The organism is Actinomadura sp. NPDC000600, from assembly GCF_040492135.1.
Taxonomy (GTDB): domain Bacteria; phylum Actinomycetota; class Actinomycetes; order Streptosporangiales; family Streptosporangiaceae; genus Spirillospora.
On record NZ_JBEUPD010000016.1, the window covers coordinates 190,558 to 201,643 of the forward strand.

Below are 11,086 nucleotides of genomic sequence, written 5' to 3' on the forward strand. Positions count from 1 at the left end.
GGACTCCGTTTCCTGCAAGTGTCGCTGGGGACTGAAAGGCGCCTCCAGTCTACGGAGGCGCGCACCCTGACATTCACGCCATGTTCACGCGCGGCGTTCGAACACGGGGTTCACACGCCGCGGTGCTCCCCTTGGCGAGCCGAGCGCGCCTTGTAGGCGGCGGTACGGGCGGCCTTGGCCGTCGCCTTGTCGGGATGGTGCGCGCCCAAAGCCTCCAGGACGTCGGCCGCACCGGGATGATGGGTGCGCCAGAGCTCGTCCACCATGGCCTTCATCTCCGCCCCGGGCGGCGCGTCGATGAGCGCCGCCTCGACGGCCTCCGCCGGCTCGGCGGTCTCCAGCATCCCGGCGACCGTGTCGACGAACACCCAGAGGTACTCCTCGCGGGCCAGTTCCCGCCCCGCCGGGTCGCCGGCGGCGTTCAGCCACATCGCGGCATAGGGCGACACCAGCGGGTGCTCCTGCGCGGCGCGGACCACGCCGGCGGCCTCGGGGCCGACGCGGTGCAGGACGGCGGCGGCGAGGTTGCGGGCGCCGGGGCCGCCGGTCCGCATGACGTCCAGCAGGTCGGCGGCGGCGTCCTTGGGGTCGTGGGACGCCAGCCAGCCGTCGATCTCCTCGTCGGCGGCCTCCGGCCGGTACCAGGTGAGCCCCGCGATGAGCTCGGACGCGCGGGCGCCGGCCAGTTCGCCGATGACGGGGGCGGTGAACCCGTCCGCGAGCAGCAGCTCCCGGACCGCCCACACCCCGAGCGGGGTCAGCGACCGCCCCGCACCGGACGCCTCGATGACGCCCCAGTCCTCGAGGGTGGCGAGCTCCAGTGCGAGGGCGTCCCCCACCAGCTCGGACATGGCGTCGGCGTCGGTGAGGTCGTACGCCTCCTCGATGTGGCCGAGCAGCGCCTCGGCCAGGGCTTCGGGCCCTGTCGGCTCCTCCTGCTCGTACAGGTGGATGAGGACGCCGGTCAGCTCGTTCTGGACGAGCTCGACGGCGTCCAGGCCGTCGTCGTAGTCGTGGCCTGGCACGACCAGGGCGTCGAACAGCGGGAGCCAGGCGGTGAGCAGCGCCATGTCGTCATCGGACTCCAGGCCCGGCAGCGCGGGGCCCGGGGCGGCCGCGCCCTGCTCGGCGCTGATCACCTTCGCCTCGACGGCGGCCCACCACAGCCGCTCCAGCGCGCCGTCGTCCTCCATCCGCCCGTGGCGCCGCGGAGAGCCGAGGCCGAGGGCGAGGCGGGCGGCCTCGGCGTCGGGGCCGGCGAGCACGCCGTGCTCGGTCAGCGGGCGCTCGCCCGTCCAGCGGGCCAGGGCCAGGACGGCGGAGGTGAGGCCGGAGCGCCGCGCAGCGTCCGCGACCTCGGCCTGCGGCGCCAGCCGGACGGGCGGGACCACCAGCTCCCCGGCCTGCCGCAGGTACTCCTCGGTGCGGGCGAAGCGCTCCTCCTCCGGCTGCGCCTCGAAGTCGCGGACCCACGCGTCGACGGCGGCCTGGTCGTCGAGGTCGACCCCGTCGGCCTGCATCAGCCCGGCGACGACCTCGGCGGCCGCCTGCCGCTCCTCGCTGTCGACGGCGGCGACGACCTCGGCGAACTCGGCCCCGGTCCGTTCGATCTCGGCCTCCAGGCCGCCTGCGGCGGCCTCGGCGACGGCGCCGGTGTCGCGAAGGTAGGCGACGATCCGGCGGAGGGCGTCCAGGACGGTGGGGACGTCGTCGCGCCCGGCGACCACGGACTCGGGGAAGACCTCCAGGAGCAGCTCGCGCACGTGCCGCGGCTCCAGCGCCTCGGGGCCCGCGAGGCCCATCTCCTCCCGCGCCAGGTCGAGCAGGATGCGGACGCCCTGCTCGTCCAGCGCTTCACCGCGTTCGTCCGACCACCGCCGCAGGTCGCCCACGGTGGTCTCCACCCAGTTGTCGGCCACGCCAGAACCCTACGGGGCAGTCCGGTCGCACGGGGCCGGATCGGTTCCAGGGGGCGGTTCGTCCCCCGTCAGATCAGCTCAAGGGGTTCGATCTGGACCCGTACGGTCTCCGTAACCTTGCGCGCGCTGCGCACTCCCTGGGCCTCCTTCAGCGCGCGCGCCAGCGCAGGCCCCGCGGCGCGCGGAACGCGTATCAGAGCGCGCTCCTTCTCTTGAGCCTCCGTGCCGGACTGGGGGACGGGGATGGGGACGGGCCCGAGAACCTCCGCGCCATCGGGCAACCGGGTGTCGGCCAGAAGCTCCCGTATGGCGGCCGGGGACGCGGTCAGCGACGCCATGCGCGCGGCGGGCGGGAAGCCCACCTCCCTGCGTTCGGCCAGTTCCCGCTCCGCGTACGTGACGGGGTCCCAGCGCACGAGGGCCTGGACCGCCGGCAGCGCTCCTTCGGCGGCCACGATCACCGGGCCCTGCGGGCGGACGAGCGACGCCGCGTTCATCCAGCGCCTCAGCGTCTCCTCTCCGGCGCGCAGATCCGGCCGCCCTAGGAGGACCCAGCCGTCCAGCAGCAGAGCGGCCGGATACCCCCCTTCCGCAGGCGGCTCGGCCCCGGGCGTCGACACCACGAGCGCCCGTTCCGGCCCCACCCTGTCGAGGACGGCATCGCGCCCCGAGGTGCGTACGGGCACGCCGGGGAACGCCCGGCCGAGCTCCTCCGCCGTGCGTTTCGCGCCCACCACGAGGGCGCGCACCTGGAAGAAGCCGCATTCGGGGCAGTGCCAGTCGCCGGCGATGGCGCCGCACCAGCGGCAGTACGGGGCCGCGTGCGACGAGGCCAGCGCCAGCGGCCCCTGGCAGGTCTGGCAGTGGGCCGGCGTGCGGCACCTTCCGCACGCGATGCCGGGGACGTAACCCCGCCTCGGCACCTGGACGAGGACGGGCCCGGTCTCCAGCGCCTGCCGGGCGGCCTCGAAGGCGATGTTCGGCAGGCGCGCGGTGCGGGCGGCGGCGTCCCGCGCGAGCTGGGCGTCCTCCCCCACGTAGCGGACACGCGGCATCCTCGCCCGGACGCGGTTCCTGTCGGCGGCGAGCGCGTGGGCCCAGCCGGTCTCCACGAGCTGCGTCGCGTCGGTGGTGCGGGTGAACCCGCCGATCAGCGCCCCGGCCCCCGACCGGTGCGCGCGCAGGGCGAGCACGTCGCGGGGGTGCGGATACGGCGCGTGCGGCTCGGCGTGGACGTCGTCGCCGTCGTCCCAGAGCACGACCAGCCCCAGGTCGGCGACCGGCGCGAACATGGCCGCGCGGGTGCCGACGACCGCCCGTGCCATGCCGCGCCGGACGGCGAGCCATCTCCGGTAGCGCTCCGCCGGGCCGAGCTCCGCCGTCAGGGCGACGTGCAGCCCCTCCCCCAGCTCCGCCTCCAAGGCGGCGTCGACACGCGCCACGTCGCGGCCGTCGGCGACGACGACGAGGGCTCCCCGCCCACCGCTCAAGGTGGCGGCCGCCGCGCGCGCTATGGCCGCCGTCCAGTCGGGCCCAGGGAGCGCGGTCCACACGGCGCGCGGTGCTCTGCCGCCTGCCAGCGCGCTCAGGAACGACTCCCCCGCCGGGTACTCCCGCCACACGCCGGCGTCCGGCGCCTCCGGGGAGGCGGGGGCGGCCTCATCCACGGGCTCGGCCTCCACACGGGCGTGCCGGGGCGGGACGGCGAGGCGCAGGACGTCGGCGAACGTCCCCGCGTACCGGTCGGCCACCTCCCGCGCCAGCGTGGCGATCTCCGGCGCCAGGACGGGTTCGGGGGAGGTCACCCGCTCCAGGAACAGCAGCTTGCCGCCGTGGGCGCTCTCCGCGACCCGCTCCAGGAGGAAGCCGTCGACGAGCTGGCCCGCGAAGCGCACCCGCACCCGGCACCCGGGGACCGCCTTGGCGTCCAGCTCCGCGGGCACCAGGTAGTCGAACGGACGGTCCAGGTGCGGGAGCGACATGTCGACCGCGATCCGCGCGACGGGCAGTTCCGCGGCCGGCCGGCGGGCCCCCTTCTTCCCCGACGACCTGCCCGACGACTTGCCCGACGACCTGCCGGACGCGCCGGGCTTTCCGGAGTCGTCCGGCTTGCCGGCGGCCGCGCCGGGGAGGGCGTCCAGCCCCGGGATCAGGTCCGTTCCCCCGCCGTCCTTCGTCACGTCCCCGTCCTACCAGATCGATCCGACAGCCGATCCCGCGCGCTAGGGTTGACCCGTTTGAACGGGTGCGCGTCCTCCGGCCCATTGCCCGACGCCCGTCCGCACCCTCGCCGTCCGACGAGCCCCTGCAGGCGAAGTGACCACAGCTCATACCCATGAGCGGACGGACTCCCCCGCCGGCGGCGGGGCGTCACGCCGTTCCCCAAGCCCCTCAGCCGCCTCCAGGCGGAAGAAGTGGAAGAAGTGGGCGCGCCACCCCGTGGTGGCCGCCACGCTGGCCGCGGCCGTCCTGCATCTGGTGTGGGGGCTGCTCCTCGCGACCGAGGGCGGCGACCTGGCGGCGCAGGCCGCCTGGACGGACTTCGTCTGGAAGCACCCCGGCGCGGCGTACAGCTTCGCCTGGTACGGCGGGATGCACCCCGCCTCCTACAGCGTCATGTCGCCGTACCTGATGGCGGTGTTCGGCATCCGCACGGTCGCGGTGGTGACGGGCACGATCTGCGCCGCGCTCACCGGGTACCTGCTCAAGCAGTTCAGGGCCCCGGTCGCGCTGCCCGCGTCGCTCTGGGCCGCCTTCGCGCTGGCCTGCAACGCCGCCTCCGGACGCGTCACGTTCGGCCTCGGGCTGATGTTCGCGCTCATGGCGACCATCGTGGCGTTCACCCCGCGCGGCACGCCCGCCCTGCGCGCGGCGGCGATGGCCGTCCTGAGCGTGCTGGCCTCCCTCGCGAGCCCCGTCGCGGGCCTGTTCCTGCTGGTGCTGGCCGCCGCGCTGTTCCTGACCGGGCGCCGCCGCGCCGGGGTCTGCGTCGCCGTGGGCCTGCCCGTCGTGGTCGGGACGACCAGCCTGCTCTTCCCGTTCAGCGGCGTCCAGCCGATCTCCCTCGACGCGATCGTGCTGCCCGCCGTCACCAGCGTGATCGCGATCCTGCTCTGCGCGCCGAAGACCTGGACGTTCGTCCGGATCGGCGCCGGCGTCTACCTCGCCGGGATCATCCTGACCTGGCTGATCCCCTCCCCCATCGGCAGCAACGTCGAACGCCTCTCGCTGCTGTTCGGCGGCATGTTCCTGCTGTCGGCCGTGGCGCGCGCACACGGGCGGCTCCGGATCGCCGTGCTGTCGCTGGCGTTCATCGTCACGGCGTCCTGGCAGGTCGTGAAGCCCGTCGACGACCTCATCCACACCGAGCCCGCGGACGCCGCCGCCGACCACGCCCGCGGCCTCATCGGCGAGCTGAACGCCGTCGGCGCGGGCGACGCGCGCATCGAGGCCGTCCCGCTGCGCTCCCACTGGGAGTCCTCCGGCCTCAGCCGCCACTTCGCGCTCGCCCGCGGCTGGAACCGCCAGGTCGACGCCGAGCGCCACGCACTGTTCTACGAGGAGGGCGCGCTGACGCCCGCCTCGTACCGCGACTGGCTGCACAAGTGGGCCGTCCAGTACGTCGTCCTGCCCGAGCAGGAGGTCGACTGGTCGTCGCAGGAGGAGGCCGCCCTCGTCGAGAAGGGCCAGCCGTACCTGACGGAGATCTGGCGGGACGAGCACTGGCGGCTGTACCGCGTGGCGAGCCCCACGCCGCTGGTCGACCGGCCCGCCTTCGTCAGCACGCTCAACTCCGGGAAGCTCGTCGTCGACGTGCCGTCGAGCGGATCCTTCCTGGTGCGGGTCTCCTGGTCCCCCTGGCTGAGCGTGACGGGCGGGGACGCCTGCCTGGCGCGCGAGGGCGAGTTCGTCCGGCTGCAGGCGCGCGCCCAGGGCCGCTACACCATCGCCGCCCGCTACGGCCTGCACCGCGGCAACCACTGCGCCTCCTGACCCGGCCGAGCCCAGCCCGAGCACAGCGCCACACTGCCCCGAACGAGCGCCCTGGCCGAAACAACCGGGTGCCATCGTCACAGGAGCCACCGTCACAGGAGCCACCATCCCGGGGGCCAAAACAGCGGCGTCGCTGACACAGCGGCGTGGGACGAGAAAGGGCCCCGGGGCGTCCCGGGGCCCTTCTTCGTTGAGACCGGTTACAGGCCGGCGGCGGAGGCCAGGTCCTTGGCGCGGTCGGTCGACTCCCAGGAGAAGTCGGGCTCCTCGCGGCCGAAGTGGCCGTAGGCCGCCGTCTGCGAGTAGATCGGGCGCAGCAGGTCGAGGTCGCGGACGATCGCGGCCGGGCGCAGGTCGAAGACCTCGCCGATGGCCTTCTCGATCTTCTCGGGGGCGACCTTCTCGGTGCCGAACGTCTCCACGAACACCCCGACCGGGTGGGCCTTGCCGATCGCGTAGGCGACCTGCACCTCGGCGCGGTCGGCGAGCTGCGCGGCGACGATGTTCTTGGCGACCCAGCGCATCGCGTACGCGGCGGAGCGGTCCACCTTGGACGGGTCCTTGCCGGAGAACGCGCCGCCGCCGTGCCGGGCCATGCCGCCGTAGGTGTCCACGATGATCTTGCGGCCGGTGAGGCCGGCGTCGCCCATCGGGCCGCCGATCTCGAAGCGGCCGGTCGGGTTCACCAGCAGCCGGTAGTTGTCGGTGTCGAGGTCGAACTCGGCGAGCACCGGGTCGACCACGTGCTCCTTCACGTCCGGGGCGAGCAGCTCCTTCAGGTCGATGTCGGGAGCGTGCTGGCTGGACACGACGACGGTGTCGAGGCGGACGCCGCGGTCGCCGTCGTACTCGATGGTGACCTGGGTCTTGCCGTCGGGGCGCAGGTACGGCACGTCGCCGCTCTTGCGGACCGCCGACAGCCGCCGGGCGAGCCGGTGCGCCAGCGTGATCGGCAGCGGCATCAGCTCGGGCGTCTCGCTGGTGGCGTAGCCGAACATCAGGCCCTGGTCGCCCGCGCCCTGCCGGTCGAGGTCGTCGACGCCCTCGCCCTCGCGGGTCTCGTAGGCGTCGTCGACGCCCTGCGCGATGTCGGGCGACTGCGCGCCGATCGACACCGAGACGCCGCAGGAGTGGCCGTCGAAGCCCTTCTTGGACGAGTCGTAGCCGATCTCCAGGATCTTCTCCCGGATCACGCCCGGGATGTCCACGTAGGTCTCGGTGGTGACCTCACCGGCCACATGGACCTGACCGGTCGTGATCATCGTCTCGACGGCGACCCGGCTCTTCGGGTCGTCCTTGAGCATCGAGTCGAGGATCGCGTCGCTGATCTGGTCCGCGATCTTGTCCGGGTGACCCTCGGTCACCGACTCGGAGGTGAACAGGCGGCGAGACACGTACGTGAACTCCTTGCAGCGGCTGCTGACTGACGTCGCAGAACGGATTCTTTGTCGACTTCGGCGAGGGACGCCGCCCCCCGCCATGGTTCCCCATGGATGTTAGGGCCAATGGACGCTAGGGCCAGAAGTCTAGCCGGATCATCGCCCTTCGCCCTGACGAACGCCTGACGGCGGGCCCTCCAGCCGCGCCGAGACGAGATCCCAGACGACCTCGGCGAGCGCCTCCTTGGCGCCCCGCGGCACCTCGGTCGCCGACCCGTCCGCCCCGAGGACGGTCGCGGCGTTGTCGGGGCGGCCGAAGGTGAGGTTCTCGCCGACCTGGTTGACGACGAGGAGGTCGCAGCCCTTGCGGGCGAGCTTGGCCCGGCCGTTGGCGAGGACGTCGTCGGTCTCGGCGGCGAAGCCCACGATCACCTGGCCGGGACGGCGGCTCGCTCCCAGCTCGGCCAGGATGTCGGGGTTCTTGACGAGCCGGATCGGCTCCGGCTCCGCCCCCTCGGCCTTCTTGATCTTGGAGCCGCGGTAGTCGGCCGGCCGGAAGTCCGCGACCGCGGCCGCCATGACGACCGCGTCGGCCGACCCGGCCGCCTCCACCACCGCCTTGCGCATCTCCTCGGCCGACCCGACCGGGACGGTCTCGGCGCCCGCCGGGTCGGGCAGGGCGACGTTCGCGGAGACGAGCGTCACCCTGGCGCCGCGGGCCACCGCGGTCCGGGCGAGGGCGTAGCCCTGCAGGCCGGACGAGCGGTTGCCGATGAAGCGGACGGGGTCGATGGCCTCGCGGGTGCCGCCGGCGGAGACCACCACGTGCCGTCCGGCGAGGTCGCGCCCGCCGGCGCCGCGGGCGAGCACGTGCCGGGCGATCTCGAACAGCTCGGCGGGGTCGGGCAGCCGCCCGGGCCCGGTGTCCTTGCCCGTCAGGCGCCCGGAGGCGGGCTCCACCACGACGGCGCCGCGTGCCCGCAGCGTCGCGACGTTGGCCTGCGTGGCGGGGTGCTGCCACATCTCGGTGTGCATCGCGGGCGCGAACACGACGGGGCAGCGGGCGGTCAGCAGGGTGTTGGTGAGCAGGTCGTCGGCGAGTCCGTGCGCCGCCTTGGCGAGCAGGTCGGCGGTGGCCGGCGCGACGAACACGAGGTCGGCCTGCTGCCCCAGCCGGACGTGCGGGACCTCGGCGACGCCGTCCCACACCCGCGGGGACACCGGCTTGCCGGACAGCGCGGCCCAGGTGGGCTCTCCGACGAAGCGGAGCGCGTCGGCGGTCGGCACGACGGTGACGTCGTGGCCCGACTCGGTGAGCCGCCGGAGCAGCTCGCACGCCTTGTACGCGGCGATTCCGGCGCTCACTCCGAGCACGACGCGCGGCCTGGGGGAGGTCATACGGCCCACGATCCCATCACACGCCCCCCGCCCTCATGCCGGGGTCCTGCCGGAGGCTGCCTTGGCTCGCCCGGGGGTCTGGGGGTCGCCCCCCAGGCGGCGCAGCGGACGCGGCCTGGGCGAAGGCGGCCGGAGGCCGAGGAGCGGCATCGGTCGCCCCGGCCCGGGGGTCTGGGGGTCGCCCCCCAGGCGGCGCAGCGGACGCGGCCTGGGCGAAGGCGGCCGGAGGCCGACGAGCAGCATCGGTCGCCCCCGGTAGCCCCTAGCCCTCGATGGGCTCGGCGTTCAGGAGGCCTTCGCGCGTCTCGCGGAGGGCGATCGACAGCGGCTTCTCCTGGACCTGCGTCTCGACGAGCGGGCCGACGTACTCCAGCAGGCCCTCGCCCAGCTGGGCGTAGTAGGCGTTGATCTGCCGGGCGCGCTTGGCCGCGATGCTCACGAGGCCGTACTTGGTGTCGACGACCTCGAGGAGCTCGTCGATCGAAGGGTTGGTGATGCCCTCGTTGCTGGCTGCCACTCGGTGGCCTTCCGCTAGGTAGAACGGCTACTGGTCAGCCATCAAGGCTAGCAGCTCGTCGCACACGTCCTGCACGGCCGTGTTGACGAGCGTGACGTCGAACTCCTTCTCGGCGGCGAGTTCGACGCGGGCCGCGTCGAGGCGGCGCTCGATGACCTCGGGGGGCTCGGTGCCGCGTCCGGTGAGGCGGCGGACGAGCTCCTCCCAGCTGGGGGGAGCGAGGAACACCAGCTGCGCCGCGGGCATGGACCGCCGGACCTGCCGGGCGCCCTGGAGGTCGATCTCCAGGAGGACCGGCTCGCCGCGGGCGAGGCGCTCCTCGACAGGCCGGCGCGGGGTGCCGTAGCGGTTGCCCGCGAACTCGGCCCATTCGAGGAGCTCCCCTTCGGCGACGAGCCGGTCGAAACCGGCGTCGTCGACGAAGAAGTACTGCACACCGTCGGTCTCACCCGGGCGGGGGGCCCGGGTGGTCACCGAGACCGACAGCCACACCCGGGGGTGTGAGCGCCGGATCTCGGCGACGACCGTGCTCTTGCCGACGCCCGACGGCCCGGACAGGACCGTCAGCCGCCGCGCGAGCGGGCCATTCGGCCTGGAGCCCTCCGGCGCAGCGATGGGTGCGCCGGAGCCGGACGGGATGGTGCCGTTCCCGGGTCGCCCCGAGCCGGCCGCGGCGGTCTGGCCGCCGCGCCCGCCCGTGAGTCGCACGTCAGCGGTTCGCACTTCCGCCGAACTCACGCTCCAGGGAAGCGCGCTGGTTGGCGCCGAGGCCCCGCACACGGCGGGACTCGGCGATGCCCAGGCGCTCCATGATCTGCTTCGCACGGACCTTGCCCACACCGGGCAGCGATTCCAGGAGGGCCGACACCTTCATCTTTCCGATGACGTCGTCGGACTGACCCTCTTTGAGAACCTCGGCGAGCGAGGTTCCCCCGTGCTTCAGCTTGTTCTTAACCTCGGCCCGCTCCTTGCGAGCCTTGGCAGCCTTCTCCAAGGCTGCGGCGCGCTGTTCGGGGGTTAGGGGCGGAAGAGCCACGCCGGGTCACCTCAGGTTTCCACTCGACGGAGTCGGACGGGTTGGGAAACTAGCGAGTTCACCACCCATAAGGCAACGTGAAGTGCCGTTTAGCCCACCACAAATTCACGAAAATCACTCCTCGGAGTGTCCTGAATACAGAGTGTACCCAACTCCGGCCCCTCAGAGCCCCAACCCCTTGGCTTGCTGGGACTTTCGCATGATCGTGAAAATCCGCCCATTCTGCCCGCACATGTGGCACTCGGTACCCGTTCGCCGCTGCGCTTCGCTCCCCTGAGCGGCCCCTGCGCCACGGTCCCGCCACCGCCCCGGGACGCCGTCCCGGCCGTCCCCGCGGGGGCTCCCACAAGTGATCCCGACCGAGTGACACTCGTCACGCCGCGCCGTTCCGCACGTCGCCCCGGCACCGTTACTGTCATCCTCGACAACACACCGCCAAGATCGTTCGTTCGGCCCGGAGGACACCCCCACCGCACCAGCTCCCCCCAGCCCGCCGCCAGGGCACCGCCACGGACGCGGAAGCGCCGGCCGCCCCTCCGGAGACTCCCCCCGGTCCGGAATCGCGCCTCCGCGTGACCGAGTTCACCGTTCGGCACGTATCGCAAAGCGACGACTCGGCCCCCGCATTCGCATGCGACTAAAACCACAAAGCGCGATGGCGCACGCCACAAAACTCGCCCGCAAAGCGTTCTGTGCACCCGCGCACCAATGGCGCCGGGGATGTCCGCGGGCGGGGACGCCGCGCGCGCCGGCGCCCGCGCGGCCATCGCCCGAGCCGCCTGCCCCTGCCGAGCCCTGCCCCGGCCGCCGGCCCGTGCTCGCCCGCCCGCCCCGTGCCCGCCCG

Annotated in this window: 8 protein-coding genes; 1 reads left to right on the plus strand and 7 read right to left on the minus strand. The window is 73.5% G+C overall.

Translation table 11 applies throughout. The features are described 5' to 3' along the window. Positions 1–110: 110 nt before the first annotated feature. Together ABWI07_RS23800 and ABWI07_RS23805 are read right to left on the minus strand one after the other, a co-directional pair. On the minus strand, positions 111–1,919 hold the full coding sequence (locus tag ABWI07_RS23800; RefSeq protein WP_353819830.1) for a hypothetical protein: 1,809 nt from the start codon (positions 1,917–1,919) through the stop codon (positions 111–113). A 68-nt stretch (positions 1,920–1,987) separates the two neighbouring features. Then, the gene (locus ABWI07_RS23805) at positions 1,988–4,099 is read right to left on the minus strand and encodes a primosomal protein N' (protein WP_353819831.1); all 2,112 of its coding nucleotides are present in this window, start codon (positions 4,097–4,099) and stop codon (positions 1,988–1,990) included. 259 nt (positions 4,100–4,358) lie between these two features. Here ABWI07_RS23805 and ABWI07_RS23810 point away from each other — a divergent pair, with 259 nt between their 5' ends. Next, complete coding sequence (locus ABWI07_RS23810) at positions 4,359–5,912, plus strand: DUF8823 domain-containing protein (protein WP_353819832.1); 1,554 nt, start codon at positions 4,359–4,361, stop codon at positions 5,910–5,912. A gap of 200 nt (positions 5,913–6,112) precedes the next feature. On the opposite strand, the gene metK is transcribed toward ABWI07_RS23810, so the two are convergent. From metK to mihF, 5 genes are all read right to left on the minus strand, one after another. Beyond that, complete coding sequence (gene metK / locus ABWI07_RS23815) at positions 6,113–7,306, minus strand: methionine adenosyltransferase (RefSeq protein WP_149257365.1); 1,194 nt, start codon at positions 7,304–7,306, stop codon at positions 6,113–6,115. Between the two features lie 141 nt (positions 7,307–7,447). Continuing rightward, positions 7,448–8,689: a bifunctional phosphopantothenoylcysteine decarboxylase/phosphopantothenate--cysteine ligase CoaBC gene (coaBC, locus tag ABWI07_RS23820; RefSeq protein ID WP_353819833.1), complete on the minus strand. Its 1,242-nt coding sequence runs from the start codon at positions 8,687–8,689 to the stop codon at positions 7,448–7,450. Between the two features lie 262 nt (positions 8,690–8,951). After that, positions 8,952–9,206, minus strand: a complete 255-nt coding sequence (gene rpoZ, locus ABWI07_RS23825) for a DNA-directed RNA polymerase subunit omega (RefSeq protein ID WP_021597645.1) — start codon at positions 9,204–9,206, stop codon at positions 8,952–8,954. A gap of 27 nt (positions 9,207–9,233) precedes the next feature. After that, positions 9,234–9,821 carry a guanylate kinase gene (gene gmk / locus ABWI07_RS23830; protein ID WP_353819837.1) on the minus strand — a complete coding sequence of 196 codons (588 nt, stop codon included), beginning with the start codon at positions 9,819–9,821 and terminating at the stop codon, positions 9,234–9,236. Positions 9,822–9,915: 94 nt separating this feature from the next. Then, positions 9,916–10,242 carry an integration host factor, actinobacterial type gene (gene mihF, locus ABWI07_RS23835; RefSeq protein ID WP_021597647.1) on the minus strand — a complete coding sequence of 109 codons (327 nt, stop codon included), beginning with the start codon at positions 10,240–10,242 and terminating at the stop codon, positions 9,916–9,918. Positions 10,243–11,086: the final 844 nt, after the last annotated feature.

Excerpts from the sequence above, each read along its gene's own strand:
- coaBC (WP_353819833.1), bottom strand. The coding sequence starts at position 8,689 with ATGACCTCCCCCAGGCCGCGCGTCGTGCTCGGAGTGAGCGCCGGAATC.